Here is a 14358-nt window from a genome sequence, read left to right on the forward strand (position 1 = left end):
AAGGTTATGATGCGGGCGCTCACTTGTTCGAGCAGCGGTGAGGCCAGGCTGGTGACTAAACGGTTTCATGCCCTTTGACACGGTTTTGCACCCGTGCCGGAATGATGTTTCGGAGGGATTTCAACCGGCCGCCTCACTAGCTGCTTTAACGTGCAGGCTGAAGGCAAGCATGATCCGGTAAGTTTGCCGGAGGTTTGGCCCCCAGCCCCGGAGGCCAAAACGTATGAAGCTTTTGCTGCGTACGCTGAGCCTTGTATGGAGATTGTTTAAAGCATTTCGCTTTTACGAGTTCCTGCGAGACCACTTTGACGACCTGAAGTAACGGCCGTTGAGGTGGGGGAAGCCCGTTCCAGTTTCGACTGAAGTGGGCTTTTTTTTGTTTTATAAAACTGTCATAAGTAGGATTTTTCTATATTGGGTTTTTTTGGCGTGTAGGGCATTTCTTCGGCAAGTGTAGGCGTTGTTCAAACACACTCTGTAATCCACAAAAAGTGTTCGATTATCGAGTACCCAAACCTTCGTCCAATTGCCCACCCTGACACTCCGGCGTACTGTGACGCGTGATGCCTGAAACCCCGTGAAACCAAAATAACGACAACAACGAGCACCTCCCATGGACAGCCATCTGCTGAGCGATCGCAGCAGCGTGTTTCGTCACGCTGACCCTTATGCCGTCTCCGACTACGTCAATCAGCACGTCGGCCAGCACTTCATCGGCCTGTCCAGAACCGCCCACCCGCAAGCCAGCCTCAACCATCGCAAACTCGCCAATCTCGATCTGGCCCGCATCAGCTATGGCGGCAGCGTACGCGTGACCTCCGTGGCCCTGGAGACCGTTTACCACCTGCAAGTGCTGCTGCAAGGCAATTGCCTGTGGCGCGGGCACAAGCGCGAGCAGCATCTGGTGCCGGGCGAGTTGCTGTTGATCAATCCGGATGATCCGGTCGATCTGACTTACTCGGATGATTGCGAGAAATTCATCCTCAAGGTGCCGGTCAGCGTGCTTGAATCGGTGTGCGACGAGCAGCGCTGGCAGCGTCCGGCAAACGGTATCCGTTTCCTGCGCAATCACTATCGGCTCGATGAGCTGGAAGGCTTCACCAATCTGCTGGCGATGATCTGTCAGGAAGCCGAGGCCAGCGACCCGTTGCTGCGGGTGCAGGAGCATTACGCGCAGATCATCGGTAGCAAACTGATCTCGCTGATGAACACCAATGTCAGCCGTGAGTGCCTAAGCGCACCGAACGTCAGCTTCGAGCGCATCGTCGATTACATCGAGCGCAATCTGAAACTGGATTTGCCGGCCGAACATCTGGCCGCACAGGCGAGCATGAGCCCGCGCTCGCTGTACGTTTTGTTCGAACGCCAACTCGGCGTCACGCCGATGCAATACATCCGCCAGCGCAAACTGGCGCGCATCCACACCTGCCTCAGCGATCCAAGTTGCCCGGTGCGCAGTCTCACCGAACTGGCCCTGGACTACGGCTTCCTGCACCTCGGTCGCTTCTCCGAAAGCTATCGCCAACAGTACGGCGAACTGCCGTCGCAGACCTTCAAACGCCGCCACTAAAACACAGCGCTAAACCCTCTCCGAAACACGCCGAATCATCTGCCGCGCCATCCTGCACAAAACGGATAGCGATCTGCAGGATTCGGCTATTGCCCCGTGCATCGCCTCCCTAATCTGACCTGGCCTGAACAATAACAATGGAGGCCCCGGCCATGTCCCTGGGAATCGACTACCTCAATGCCATGCTTGAAGAAGACAAGGAGAAGGGCGCCTACCGCTGCAAGCGGGAGATGTTCACTGATCCGCGGCTGTTCGAACTGGAGATGGCGCACATCTTCGAAGGCAACTGGATCTACCTCGCCCACGAAAGCCAGCTCCCCAACAATAACGATTTTCTGACCACCACCATGGGCCGTCAGCCGATCTTCATCGCGCGCAACAAGGACGGTGTGCTCAACGCGTTCCTCAATGCCTGCAGCCATCGTGGCGCCATGCTCTGCCGGCACAAGTCCGGCAACCGTTCCAGCTACACCTGCCCGTTCCACGGCTGGACGTTCAACAACAGCGGCAAACTGCTCAAGGTCAAAGACCCGAGCGAAGCCGGCTATCCCGCAGGCTTCAATTGCGAAGGCTCCCATGACCTGACCAAAGTCGCGCGTTTCGAGTCCTATCGCGGCTTTCTGTTCGGCAGCCTGAATGCCGATGTGAAATCCCTCGCCGAGCACTTGGGTGAGTCCGCCAAGATCATCGACATGATCGTCGATCAGTCGCCAGAAGGCCTGGAAGTGCTGCGCGGTTCCAGCTCTTACATCTACGAAGGCAACTGGAAACTCACCGCTGAAAATGGCGCCGATGGCTACCATGTCAGCTCGGTGCACTGGAACTACGCCGCCACCCAGAACCAGCGTCAACAGCGCGAAGCAGGTGAGGCGATCAAGACCATGAGCGCCGGCAGTTGGGCGAAAAAGGGTGGTGGTTTCTATTCCTTCGATCACGGCCATCTGCTGCTCTGGACTCGCTGGGCCAACCCCGAAGACCGTCCCGCTTATGAGCGCCGTGACGAACTGGCCCGGGATTTCGGTCTGGCCCGCGCTGACTGGATGATCGAAAACTCGCGCAACCTGTGCCTGTACCCGAACGTGTACTTGATGGATCAGTTCAGCTCACAGATCCGCATTGCCCGGCCAATCTCGGTCGACAAGACCGAAATCACCATCTACTGCATCGCTCCCAAAGGCGAGAGCGCTGAAGCGCGGGCCAAGCGCATTCGTCAGTACGAAGACTTCTTCAACGTCAGCGGCATGGCCACGCCGGATGACCTGGAAGAATTCCGCTCGTGCCAGACCGGTTACGGCGCCGGCCGTGGCTGGAACGACATGTCCCGTGGCGCGACGCATTGGGTCGAGGGCGCGGACGCAGCGGCCGAAGAAATCGATCTCAAACCGTTGCTCTCCGGCATGCGCACCGAAGACGAAGGCCTGTTTGTACTGCAACACAAGTACTGGCAGGAAACCATGCTCAAGGCCGCTGCCTCCGAGCCACAATTGATCCCCGTGGAGGCCGTGTGATGAGCAACCTCTACGACTGCGTGCGCGATTTTCTCTACCGCGAGGCGCGTTATCTTGATGACGGCCAGTGGGATCAATGGCTGGAGCTGTACGCCGCCGACGCCACTTTCTGGATGCCGGCCTGGGACGACAACGACACCCTCACCGAAGACCCGCAAAGCGAAATCTCGCTGATCTGGTACGGCAACCGTGGCGGCCTCGAAGACCGCATTTTCCGGATCAAGACCGAGCGCTCCAGCGCGACCATTCCCGACACCCGCACCTCGCACAACCTGAGCAACATCGAAATCGTCGAGCAGAGCGCAGACGAGTGTCAGGTGCGCTTCAACTGGCACACCCTGAGCTTTCGTTACCAGGTCACTGACAGCTACTTCGGCAGCAGTTTCTACACCCTCGGTCTGCGCGGCGAACAGCCGCTGATCAAGGCCAAGAAAGTCGTGCTGAAAAACGATTACGTCCGTCAGGTCATCGACATCTACCACATCTAGTCGACACGGCGAGGTGCACCATGAATTTCCAGATCGCGCTTAATTTTGAAGACGGCGTCACCCGTTTCATCGAGGCTGGCGGCCATGAAACCGTCGCCGATGCGGCTTATCGCCAAGGCATCAACATCCCGCTGGACTGCCGTGACGGCGCCTGCGGCAACTGCAAATGTTTCGCCGAGGCCGGGCGTTACGACATGGGCGACAACTTCATCGAAGACGCCTTGAGCGCCGACGAACTCGCACAAGGTTATGTGCTGACCTGCCAGATGCGCGCTGAAAGCGATTGTGTGGTGCGAGTGCCGGCAGGCTCGCAGCTGTGCAAGACCGAACAGGCCAGTTTCCAGGCCTCGATCAGCGATGTCCGGCAGTTGTCCGAAAGCACCATCGCGCTGTCGATCAAGGGCGAGGCGCTGAGCAAACTGGCGTTTCTGCCGGGTCAATACGTCAATCTGCAAGTGCCGGGCAGCGAACAGACCCGCGCTTATTCCTTCAGCTCATTGCAGAAAGACGGCGAAGTCAGTTTCCTGATTCGCAACGTGCCTGGCGGCTTGATGAGCAGTTTCCTTACCGGGTTGGCCAAGGCTGGCGACAGCATGACGCTGGCCGGTCCCTTGGGCAGCTTCTATCTGCGCGAGATCAAGCGGCCGTTGTTGCTGCTCGCTGGCGGCACCGGCCTGGCACCGTTCACCGCGATGCTGGAAAAGATCGCCGAGCAGGGCAGCGATCATCCCGTGCATTTGATCTATGGCGTGACCAATGACTTCGATCTGGTCGAACTCGATCGTCTCGAAGCCTTCGCCGCCCGCATCCCGAACTTCAGTTTCGGCGCCTGCGTGGCCAATCCGCAGAGCGCGCATCCGCTCAAGGGTTACGTCACCCAGCACATCGAGCCGCGCCATCTCAATGAAGGCGACGTCGACGTGTACCTGTGCGGGCCGCCGCCGATGGTTGAGGCGGTCAGCCAATACATCCGCGAGCAGGGCATCACCCCGGCGAATTTCTACTACGAAAAATTTGCCGCTGCGGCTGCCTGAAATCCTTTTTCGAGGTTGTCATGAACAACAGATTCTCCAACAAGGTCGCACTGGTCACTGGCGCGGCGCAGGGTATCGGCCGCCGCGTGTGCGAACGCCTGTTGCGCGAAGGCGCACAAGTGGTCGCCGTAGACCGCTCAGAGCTGGTTCACGAGCTGCAAGGCGAGCGCGCTCTCGCACTGACCGCTGACCTTGAGCAATACGCCGATTGCGCCCGGGTGATGGCGGAAGCCATCAACACCTTCGGCCGACTCGACATCCTGATCAATAACGTCGGCGGCACGATCTGGGCCAAGCCCTTCGAGCATTACGAAGTCGAACAGATCGAGGCTGAAGTGCGCCGCTCACTGTTCCCGACGCTGTGGTGTTGCCACGCCGCGCTGCCGTACATGCTCAAGCAAGGTCGTGGCGCCATCGTCAACGTTTCATCGATTGCTACCCGCAGCGTCAATCGCGTGCCGTACGGCGCGGCCAAGGGCGGCATCAATGCGCTCACCGCGTGCCTGGCCTTTGAAAACGCCGAGCGCGGGATTCGCGTCAACGCTACCGCACCGGGCGGTACCGAAGCACCGCCCCGGCGGATCCCGCGCAATGCCGCCGAACCGTCGGCGCAGGAGCAGGCCTGGTATCAGGAGATCGTCGCGCAAACCCTCGACAGCAGCCTGATGAAACGCTACGGCAGCCTCGACGAACAGGTTGGCGCGATCCTCTTTCTCGCCTCCGACGACGCTTCCTACATCACCGGTGTGACTCTGCCGGTTGGTGGCGGCGACCTCGGTTGATTAGTTTTCAAGGGACATTGAAATGCAGCGAATCCTGATTGAAAACCTGACGACGATCATCGTCGACCTGCCGACCATCCGCCCGCACAAACTGGCGATGCACACGATGCAGAAGCAGACCCTGGTGATTCTGCGCCTGCGCTGCAGCGATGGCATTGAAGGTATCGGCGAAGCCACCACCATTGGCGGCCTCGCTTACGGTTATGAAAGCCCGGAAAGCATCAAAGCCAATATCGATGCGCATCTGGCGCCGGCGCTGGTAGGCATGGAGGCCAACAACATCAACGCGGCGATGCAGCGGCTCGACAAAATTGCCAAGGGCAACACTTTCGCCAAGTCCGGCATCGAAAGCGCGCTGCTCGATGCGCAAGGCAAACGCCTCGGTCTGCCGGTCAGCGAACTGCTCGGCGGCCGCGTACGGGACAGCCTAGAAGTGGCCTGGACCCTGGCCAGCGGCGACACCGCCCGCGACATCGCTGAAGCCGAGCAAATGCTCGAAGCGCGTCGCCATCGCATCTTCAAATTGAAGATCGGCGCCAACCCGCTGGAGCAGGATCTCAAGCATGTGGTGGCGATCAAAAAAGCCTTGGGCGAGCGCGCCAGTGTGCGGGTTGACGTTAACCAGTATTGGGACGAATCCCAGGCAATTCGCGGCTGTCAGGTACTGGGTGACAACGGCATCGACCTGATTGAACAGCCGATCTCGCGGGTCAACCGCTCCGGGCAGATTCGCCTGAATCAGCGCAGCCCGGCGCCGATCATGGCCGACGAATCGATCGAAAGCGTCGAGGATGCTTTCAGCCTTGCCGCCGACGGTGCTGCCAGTGTGTTCGCCCTGAAAATCGCCAAGAACGGTGGCCCGCGTGCCGTGCTCAGAACCGCGCAGATCGCCGAGGCGGCCGGCATCGCGCTGTACGGCGGCACCATGCTCGAAGGCTCCATCGGCACGCTGGCCTCGGCGCACGCCTTCCTCACGCTCAAACAACTGACCTGGGACACGGAGCTGTTTGGGCCGTTGTTGCTGACCGAAGACATCGTCATTGAAACGCCGCAGTACCGCGATTTCCACCTGCACATCCCGCGAACCCCGGGCCTTGGCCTGACGCTGGACGAAGAGCGTCTGGCGCGTTATCGCCGCCACTGAATCAGGAGAACCAGCATGTTGTTCCACGTAAAAATGACCGTGAAATTGCCCGTCGACATGGACCCGTCGCTGGCCACCCGGCTCAAGGCAGACGAAAAGGAACTGGCCCAACGGCTGCAACGCGACGGCGTATGGCGGCACCTGTGGCGCATCGCCGGGCACTACGCCAATTACAGCGTGTTCGATGTGCCGAGCGTTGAGGCCTTGCACGACACGCTGATGCGCTTGCCGTTGTTTCCCTACATGGACATCGAGGTCGATGGCCTGTGCCGGCATCCGTCGTCGATCCACAGCGACGACCGCTGACCCAACCCGGTCCCTGTAGGAGTGAGCCTGCTCGCGATAGCGGTGTTTCATTCAGCATCGATGGCAACTGGCAGACCGCTATCGCGAGCAGGCTCACTCCTACAAGGGACGGTGCTGGAACTCAAGAACCGCGTCGACAAAACAACAAGATGAGGTAACCACCATGACCGTGAAAATTGCCCACACCGCCGAATTGCAAACGTTTTTCAAAGAAGCCGCCGGTTTTGCCAAGGTCGACGGCAACTCCCGGCTGAAAACCATCGTCCTGCGCATTTTGCAGGACAGCGCCAGCATCATCGAAGACCTCGACATCAGCGAGGACGAGTTCTGGAAATCGGTCGACTATCTCAACCGTTTGGGCGCTCGCTCGGAAGCAGGGCTGCTGGTCGCCGGCCTCGGAATCGAGCATTTTCTCGACCTGTTGCAGGACGCCAAGGATGCACAGATCGGCTTGACCGGCGGCACGCCACGCACCATCGAAGGCCCGCTGTACGTGGCCGGCGCGCCGTTGTGCGAAGGTGAGTGTCGCATGGATGACGGCAGCGAGGAGGGCGTCGCCACCGTTATGCACCTCGAAGGCCAAGTGTTCGATCTGCATGGCCAGCCGCTGGCCGGTGCCACCGTTGATCTGTGGCACGCCAACACCAAGGGCACGTACTCGTTTTTCGACCCGAGCCAGTCCGAGTACAACCTGCGTCGACGCATCATCACTGACGCCGAGGGCCGCTACCGCGCTCGCAGCATCGTTCCGTCCGGTTATGGCTGCGACCCGCAAGGGCCGACCCAGGAATGCCTGAACCAGCTCGGCCGCCATGGCCAGCGTCCGGCCCATGTGCATTTCTTCATCAGCGCACCGGGGCATCGGCACCTGACCACGCAGATCAATCTGTCGGGCGATCAATACCTGTGGGATGACTTCGCCTATGCGACCCGTGAAGGCTTGGTCGGGGAAGTGGTGTTCCGTGAGGACGCGGTTTTGGGGCGTTATGCGGAGCTGAAGTTCGACTTCCAGTTGCAGCAGGCGCCTGAAGCCAGTGCCGAACAACGCAGCCAACGACCGCGTGCGTTGCAGGACGCTTGATACCGAGTCGTCAGTGCCCCTCACCCTAACCCTCTCCCAGAGGGAGAGGGGACTGACCGAGGTGATCTAGAGCGCTACGTCGACCTGAACAATATTTGCCGAATCCAACCCGGTTGTTCAGGTCGATGTATACCGCAAGACAACTCGGTCGGCTCCCTCTCCCTCTGGGAGAGGGCTGGGGTGAGGGGAACTGATCAAGGTGATCTTGAGCGTCACGCCAACGTGAACGATATTCGCCGAATCCAACCCGGTTGTTCAGGTCGATGTATACCGCAAGACAACTCGGTCGGCTCCCTCTCCTCGGGAGAGGGTTGGGGTGAGGGGAATTCAGACCTAAGGTAATGCGAAAAAGATATTGGCTACGTATTTTTAAGATCGTTTAGTTTTGTCGCAACGACGAATCAAAACGCATCAAACCGATAGACCCCCGATTGCCATGACGGCACACGCTGAATCGATCACAGGTTCTTCAGGTTTGATTCACACGGGAGTGAATCATGCCGCATACCCTCGATATCACCGCATTACCGACGCTGGACCTGTCGCAGTTCGAAGGCACAGCTCAGCAGCGCTACGAATTTCTCGAAAACCTGCGCCACGCCGCCCGCGACGTCGGCTTCTTTTACCTGACCGGCCACGGTATCGACAGCGACTTGCTCAAGCAGGTGCAGGCCCACGCCCGGCAATTCTTCGCCTTGCCCGACAGTGAGAAAACCGCCGTCGGCATGATCAACTCACCGCACTTTCGCGGGTACAACCGTGCCGCCTCGGAGATCACCCGTGGCCAGCCTGATCTGCGTGAACAGTTCGATCTGGGCGCCGAGCGCGAGGCGCTGCCATTGACGGCGGACAGCCCGTTCTGGGCGCGGCTGCAAGGCCCCAACCAATGGCCGGCGGCACTGCCGGAACTGAAACCTTTGCTGCTGGAATGGCAAGAGGCGATGACGCGGATGTCGTTGCGCCTGCTGCGTGCGTTCGCTCAGGCACTGTCGCTGCGGGCCGACGCGTTTGATCAGCTCTACGGCGACAAACCCAACGAACACATCAAGTTGATGCGCTATCCCGGCCAGTCCAGCGAGTCGAGCCACCAGGGTGTCGGCGCGCACAAGGACTCCGGTTTCCTCAGCTTCCTCCTGCAAGACCAGCAGGCCGGTCTGCAGGTCGAGATCGAAGAGGGGCGCTGGATCGACGCGTTGCCGCGTGAGAACACCCTGGTGGTGAACATCGGCGAACTGCTCGAACTGGCCAGCAACGGTTATCTGCGGGCCACGGTGCATCGCGTGGTTTCGCCACCGGCGGGTAGCGAACGCCTGTCGGTCGCGTTCTTCCTCGGTGCGCAACTGGATGCCGTGGTGCCGCTGTATCCGCTGCCCACCGCACTGTTGCGCGAGGCGCGCGGGCCGGCGAGTGATCCGCTCAATCCGCTGTTTCGCGATGTTGGCTGGAACTACCTCAAGGGGCGTCTGCGCTCGCATCCGGATGTCGCGCAGCGCTTCTACGCCGATGCGTTGCTGCCGCCACCGCCCGTTCGTAAATCCGCCTGACTCATCACTCGCTCAAGGACTCCGCACATGATCAAGAAAGCAGGTTTGACCCTGGCCGTGCTCGGCGCACTAGTGACGTCGTTCGGTGCGCAGGCGCTGGAGCCGTTGCGCGTGGCCGCCGACCCGGTGCCCCACGCGCAGATTCTGGCGTACATCCAGAAAATCGATCCGCAGCTGAATCTCAAAGTCATCGAGATCCCCAACGGGGTGAACTCCAATGAGCTGTTGGTGCACGGTGATGTCGACGCCAATTACTTCCAGCACCTGCCGTACCTGAAATCCCAGGAAAAGGCCCTCGGCGAGAAACTTGCGGTGGCGGCCACGGTGCATATCGAACCCTTGGGCATCTACTCGCACCGGCACAAAAGCTTCGCCGACGTGCCGGTAAAAGGCACAGTCGCCGTGCCCAACAACGTCACCAACCTGAGCCGCGCGCTGTACCTGTTGCAGGACAACGGCCTGATCAAACTCAAATCCGGTTTCAATGACCCGGCGGCCGATCAGGCAACGCCCAAGGACATCGCCGAGAACCCGAAACAGCTGAAGATTCTCGAAATCGAATCACCGCAGATTCCGCGCTCGCTGGACGACGTCGATCTGGCCGTGATCAACGGCAACTACGCGCTCGACGCAGGCTTGGTGCCAGCCAAGGATGCCTTGGGCCTGGAGAAAGCCGAGCACAATCCTTACGCCAATATTCTGGTGACCACGCCGAAGCTGGAGCACGACCCGCGTATCGCGCAACTGGCCAAGGACCTGACTTCGCCAGAAGTCGCCAAATACATCACCGACAACTTTGCCGGTTCAGTGATTCCGGTGGCGGGCAGCAAGCCATGATCGCCGTCGAGCAGTTGAGCAAGACGTATCCTTCGGCCGCGCAACCGGCACTCGATCAGGTCTCGCTGAGCATTCCCGACGGTGCGGTCTTCGGGATTCTCGGGCGTAGCGGGGCGGGCAAGTCGACGCTGCTGCGCTGTCTCAATCTGCTCGAACGTCCGGACAGCGGCCGGATTCTGATTGACGGTGTGGATCTGCTGACGCTGTCCGACAGTGACCTGCGCAAACAACGCCAGCGCATCGGCATGATCTTCCAGGGCTTCAACCTGCTGCATTCGCGCACGGTGTTCGACAACATCGCGGTGCCGCTGGAGATTGCCAATATCGGCAAACCGTGGCGCCATGTGCGGGTTCGCGAATTACTGGAACTGGTCGGTTTAAGTGACAAGGCGCAGGCCTTCCCGTCGCAATTGTCCGGCGGCCAGAAACAGCGCGTCGGCATTGCCCGCGCCCTCGCCGCAGAGCCGGCGTACCTGCTCTCGGACGAGGCCACCAGTGCGCTCGACCCAGAGACCACCGAATCGATCCTGCAATTGCTTCGCGACATCAATCGGCAATTGGGCGTGACCATCGTGTTGATCACCCATGAACTGGAGGTGGTCAAGTCGATCTGCGATCACGCTGCGTTCATGGCCAACGGACGTCTGGTCGAAGCCGGCCCGGTGCCAAGGCTGCTGGCCGATGCGCAATCGCAACTGGGCGCTTCGCTGCGGCCGACCTGCGGCTTGCCACTGGGTCACGCTGAGCCGGGCCTGAGTTTTCTTAAACAATACGGCGTACGGGCGGCGCACTCATGAACCGCACGGTCAATTGGGATGAAATCCTGCAACTGGTGTTCAACGCCACCGGTGAAACCCTGTACATGGTCTTGCTCGCGGGGCTGTTCACGCTGCTGATCGGCTTACCGCTGGGCGTGTTGCTGTTCATCAGTCGTCGCGACGGGCTGTTGCCGTTGCCACGCTTGAATGCCGCGCTGGGTAGTATGGTCAACCTCGGCCGTTCACTGCCATTCGTGGTGATGCTGATCGCCCTGATTCCGCTGACGCGGTTGCTGGTCGGAACAACACTAGGCAGCACCGCCGCTGTGGTGCCGATCACCATCGGCGCGTTTCCGTTCTTCGCCCGCATCGTCGAAAACGCGCTGGACGAAGTCGACAAGGGCCGCATCGAAGCGATTCTCGCCATGGGCGGCGACATCGGCCATGTGATTTTCAAAGTGTTGTTGCCCGAAGCGCTGCCGGCATTGCTGGCCGGGATCACCTTGACGCTGGTGATGCTGATCGGTTTTTCCTCGATGGCCGGGGTGATCGGTGGCGGCGGGCTCGGTGATCTGGCGATCCGTTACGGCTATCAGCGGTTCAACAATGAAGTGATGGTGGCCACGGTGGTGGTGTTGGTGATCCTCGTCCAAGGCGTGCAAAGCCTGGGTGATCGATTGGTTCGTTCGCTGGCGCATCGCCGCTAAGGATTTGTATGAGTGTGCCGGTCGCTGTAGTTCGCGAGCCACTGATTCGTGTGCGTGAGTTGAGCAAAATATTTGGCGCGAGCCGGGCGCTGGATGCCGTCAGCCTGGACATCTATCCCGCCGAAGTAGTGGCGCTGCTCGGTGCCAATGGCGCGGGCAAGTCGACCCTGGTGAAGATCCTCGCGGGCAGCCAGACTGCCGACGCTGGCGAGATCTGGCTGGAAGGCGCGCCACGGCATTTCAGCTCGCCGCTGTCGGCGCGGCGCTTCGGCATTGTCGCGGTGCATCAACAGATCAACGAGGGCATTGCACCCGGTTTGAGCGTCGCGGAAAACCTCCTGCTCGATGAACTGTGCAAGCCAGACGCGGACTTCTGGCTCAATCGCAAACGCCTGCTGGAACGCGCCGCGAGCATCGCCGCCGGGCTGGGTTTGACCTTGCCGCTGGAGCAACCGATCGAGCATCTCGGTCAGGCCGAACGGCAATTGGTGGTGCTTGCTCGGGCCTTGGCCTTGCAGCCGCGTCTGCTGATTCTCGATGAGCCGACGGCAGCGCTCTCCGACACCGAGGCGCAGCGCCTGTTTGGTTTGATCGACACCTTGCGCAGTCGCGGCGTGGCGATTCTGTACATCTCCCATCGACTCTCCGACCTGCAACGCGTGGCGGATCGCGCCATCGTTCTGCGTGATGGTCAGTTCGCGGGTGAGTTCACCGCTCGGCAATTGCCGGAAGCGGTGAGCGCCATGCTCGGGCAGGCGCTGGCCGAGCATGTTTATCAGCCGTGCGTGGCCGGGCGCGAGGTGTTGAAACTCAACGCCATGCAAATTCTGCCGCGCTCCGCCGCGTTCGACCTGACACTGCACGAAAACGAAGTGGTGGTGCTCACTGGGCTGTTGGGCGCCGGTAAAAGTGAAATCGCCGAGGTGCTGTTCGGCCTGCGTAAAGCGACCTCGGGCCGCGTGCAACTGGATAACGCTGACTGGCGTGCGGACTCACCGCGCCAGGCCATTCAAAGCGGGGTGTTCTTTGCTGCCGAAGACCGCGCCAGTCAGTCGATGGTGGCGGATTTTTCCCTGCGCCGGACGTTGACCTTGCCGTTTCTGGAGCGCTTCACACGTGGCGGTTTTATCCGCAACCGCGCCGAGGCCGCAGCGGTCGAGGCACAAGTGGCAGCGCTGGGGATCAAGACTGCCGGCATCGATGTGCCGATGAGCGCGTTGTCGGGCGGCAATCAACAGAAAGTCGTGCTCGGCCGCTGGCTGCTCGGCAATGGGCGAGTATTGATCCTTGATGAACCTTTTCAAGGCGTCGACGTGCGCGCCCGCCGCGACATCGGCCAACTGCTGCGCGACAGCGCCGAGGGGCGCGCGACTTTAGTGATTTGCGCCGACGTCGATGAAGCCCTGGAAATTGCCGACCGCATTCTGCTGGTACGCGATCACGCCGTGGTCGCCGAGTACCCGCGTGCCGGCCTCGATCGTGCTGATCTGGTCGCTGCACTGGCCGGCAGCGACGTGACCGAACATTCCCCTCAAGCCACGCCAAGGAGCAGAGCGAGTGCCTGATTCAAGTTTACTGTTATCGACCGAGCCGGCACGCGCCGAACGTCTGCTGCACGGGTTGATCCGTTACGGCCTGTTATGGCTGCTGGCGCTGATCGTGGTGTTTTTCAGTGTGGCCGAGCCGGCATTCCTGCGCGTCGGCAATCTGTTCAGCATCCTGCAATCGGTGTCGATTGTCGCGCTGCTGGCGCTCGGCGTGACGCTGACCATGGCGGTCGGCGGTCTCGATCTGTCGATTGGCGCGGTGGCGGCGATGAGCCTGATGATCGCCAGTTACGTGATGGTCGTGCTCGGCTGGGGCGCGGTGCCGGCGGTGTTGATCAGTCTGGCCGGTGGGGCGCTGGTCGGTCTGCTCAACGGCTGGCTGATCGTCAAACTGCGGGTGCCGGACATTCTCGCGACGCTGGGCAGCATGTTTCTGGTGATTGGCGTGCAACTGATTCCCACTGGCGGACGCTCGATTGCGGTAGGCATGACGCTGCCCAGCGGTGAGGAAACCGAAGGTACGTTCAGTGCTGCGTTTCTGGCGCTGGGGCGTGGACGGTTGTGGGAGGTGGTGCCGATTCCGGTGTTGATCACGGCGGTGGTAGCAGTGGCGGTGTGGCTGTTTCTCGAACGTACGCGCATTGGTCGTTTGTTCTATGCCATCGGCGGCAACGAGCAAGCGGCGCGTCTGGCCGGTGCTCCGGTGCAGCGCTTCAAGTTGTTGGCTTACGTGCTCTCGGCGTTGCTCGCATCGCTCGGCGGGTTGTTGCTGGCAGCGCGCCTGGGTCGCGGCGATGTCAGTTCGGGCAACGGTCTGGTGCTGGATGCTCTCGGCGCGGCGCTGATCGGTTTTGCCGTGCTCGGTGCGAAGAAGCCCAATGCCTTCGGCACCCTGGTCGGGGCGCTGCTGGTGGCGGCGCTGCTCAATGGCCTGACCATGCTCAACGCGCCGTATTACGCGCAGGATTTCGTCAAGGGACTGGTGCTGGTGCTGGCCCTGATGTTCACGTTCGGCCTCGCGCATCGGGCGCGTTGAGCCGCTTTATTCAAGG

Annotated in this window: 14 protein-coding genes; all 14 read left to right on the forward strand. The window is 60.6% G+C overall.

Annotation, left to right across the window (positions count from 1 at the left end; translation table 11 throughout):
• The first annotated feature begins 613 nt into the window (after positions 1–613).
• Positions 614–1570, forward strand: a complete 957-nt coding sequence (locus tag PspR84_RS12895) for an AraC family transcriptional regulator (protein WP_160057538.1) — start codon at positions 614–616, stop codon at positions 1568–1570.
• 152 nt (positions 1571–1722) lie between these two features.
• A complete protein-coding gene (benA, locus tag PspR84_RS12900; protein ID WP_160057539.1) occupies positions 1723–3078 on the forward strand; it encodes a benzoate 1,2-dioxygenase large subunit in 1356 nt (451 codons plus the stop codon).
• Positions 3078–3566 (forward strand): benzoate 1,2-dioxygenase small subunit, encoded by a 489-nt coding sequence (gene benB, locus PspR84_RS12905; protein ID WP_160057540.1) that lies wholly within the window; start codon positions 3078–3080, stop codon positions 3564–3566. The genes benA and benB overlap by 1 nt, the downstream gene beginning before the upstream one ends.
• A 20-nt stretch (positions 3567–3586) precedes the next feature.
• Positions 3587–4600, forward strand: coding sequence for a benzoate 1,2-dioxygenase electron transfer component BenC (gene benC, locus PspR84_RS12910; protein WP_160057541.1), 1014 nt, complete (start codon positions 3587–3589; stop codon positions 4598–4600).
• 20 nt (positions 4601–4620) lie between these two features.
• Positions 4621–5382: a 1,6-dihydroxycyclohexa-2,4-diene-1-carboxylate dehydrogenase gene (locus PspR84_RS12915; RefSeq protein ID WP_160057542.1), complete on the forward strand. Its 762-nt coding sequence runs from the start codon at positions 4621–4623 to the stop codon at positions 5380–5382.
• A gap of 22 nt (positions 5383–5404) precedes the next feature.
• Positions 5405–6526, forward strand: a complete 1122-nt coding sequence (locus PspR84_RS12920) for a muconate cycloisomerase family protein (RefSeq protein WP_160057543.1) — start codon at positions 5405–5407, stop codon at positions 6524–6526.
• 15 nt (positions 6527–6541) lie between these two features.
• The gene (gene catC, locus PspR84_RS12925; RefSeq protein WP_034155472.1) at positions 6542–6832 is read left to right on the forward strand and encodes a muconolactone Delta-isomerase; all 291 of its coding nucleotides are present in this window, start codon (positions 6542–6544) and stop codon (positions 6830–6832) included.
• Positions 6833–6995: 163 nt separating this feature from the next.
• Entirely contained in the window at positions 6996–7913 is a 918-nt protein-coding gene (catA, locus tag PspR84_RS12930) for a catechol 1,2-dioxygenase (protein ID WP_160057544.1), read from the forward strand.
• 497 nt (positions 7914–8410) lie between these two features.
• On the forward strand, positions 8411–9457 hold the full coding sequence (locus tag PspR84_RS12935; RefSeq protein ID WP_160057545.1) for an isopenicillin N synthase family oxygenase: 1047 nt from the start codon (positions 8411–8413) through the stop codon (positions 9455–9457).
• A 27-nt stretch (positions 9458–9484) separates the two neighbouring features.
• A complete protein-coding gene (locus PspR84_RS12940) occupies positions 9485–10294 on the forward strand; it encodes a MetQ/NlpA family ABC transporter substrate-binding protein (RefSeq protein WP_095049871.1) in 810 nt (269 codons plus the stop codon).
• Complete coding sequence (locus PspR84_RS12945; protein ID WP_160057546.1) at positions 10291–11091, forward strand: methionine ABC transporter ATP-binding protein; 801 nt, start codon at positions 10291–10293, stop codon at positions 11089–11091. The genes PspR84_RS12940 and PspR84_RS12945 overlap by 4 nt, the downstream gene beginning before the upstream one ends.
• Complete coding sequence (locus PspR84_RS12950; protein WP_160057547.1) at positions 11088–11759, forward strand: methionine ABC transporter permease; 672 nt, start codon at positions 11088–11090, stop codon at positions 11757–11759. Before PspR84_RS12945 ends, PspR84_RS12950 begins: the two co-directional genes overlap by 4 nt.
• An 8-nt stretch (positions 11760–11767) precedes the next feature.
• Positions 11768–13324: a sugar ABC transporter ATP-binding protein gene (locus PspR84_RS12955; RefSeq protein WP_160057548.1), complete on the forward strand. Its 1557-nt coding sequence runs from the start codon at positions 11768–11770 to the stop codon at positions 13322–13324.
• Positions 13317–14342 carry an ABC transporter permease gene (locus PspR84_RS12960; RefSeq protein WP_160057549.1) on the forward strand — a complete coding sequence of 342 codons (1026 nt, stop codon included), beginning with the start codon at positions 13317–13319 and terminating at the stop codon, positions 14340–14342. Before PspR84_RS12955 ends, PspR84_RS12960 begins: the two co-directional genes overlap by 8 nt.
• Positions 14343–14358 lie beyond the last annotated feature (16 nt).

Source organism: Pseudomonas sp. R84 (assembly GCF_009834515.1).
Lineage (GTDB): Bacteria > Pseudomonadota > Gammaproteobacteria > Pseudomonadales > Pseudomonadaceae > Aquipseudomonas.

Bases quoted from the DNA above. Each gene is read 5' to 3' on its own strand.
- PspR84_RS12895 (WP_160057538.1), top strand. From the start codon at position 614: ATGGACAGCCATCTGCTGAGCGATCGCAGCAGCGTGTTTCGTCACGCT.
- benA (WP_160057539.1), top strand. From the start codon at position 1,723: ATGTCCCTGGGAATCGACTACCTCAATGCCATGCTTGAAGAAGACAAG.
- benB (WP_160057540.1), top strand. From the start codon at position 3,078: ATGAGCAACCTCTACGACTGCGTGCGCGATTTTCTCTACCGCGAGGCG.
- benC (WP_160057541.1), top strand. From the start codon at position 3,587: ATGAATTTCCAGATCGCGCTTAATTTTGAAGACGGCGTCACCCGTTTC.
- PspR84_RS12915 (WP_160057542.1), top strand. From the start codon at position 4,621: ATGAACAACAGATTCTCCAACAAGGTCGCACTGGTCACTGGCGCGGCG.
- PspR84_RS12920 (WP_160057543.1), top strand. From the start codon at position 5,405: ATGCAGCGAATCCTGATTGAAAACCTGACGACGATCATCGTCGACCTG.
- catC (WP_034155472.1), top strand. From the start codon at position 6,542: ATGTTGTTCCACGTAAAAATGACCGTGAAATTGCCCGTCGACATGGAC.
- catA (WP_160057544.1), top strand. From the start codon at position 6,996: ATGACCGTGAAAATTGCCCACACCGCCGAATTGCAAACGTTTTTCAAA.
- PspR84_RS12935 (WP_160057545.1), top strand. From the start codon at position 8,411: ATGCCGCATACCCTCGATATCACCGCATTACCGACGCTGGACCTGTCG.
- PspR84_RS12940 (WP_095049871.1), top strand. From the start codon at position 9,485: ATGATCAAGAAAGCAGGTTTGACCCTGGCCGTGCTCGGCGCACTAGTG.
- PspR84_RS12945 (WP_160057546.1), top strand. From the start codon at position 10,291: ATGATCGCCGTCGAGCAGTTGAGCAAGACGTATCCTTCGGCCGCGCAA.
- PspR84_RS12950 (WP_160057547.1), top strand. From the start codon at position 11,088: ATGAACCGCACGGTCAATTGGGATGAAATCCTGCAACTGGTGTTCAAC.
- PspR84_RS12955 (WP_160057548.1), top strand. From the start codon at position 11,768: ATGAGTGTGCCGGTCGCTGTAGTTCGCGAGCCACTGATTCGTGTGCGT.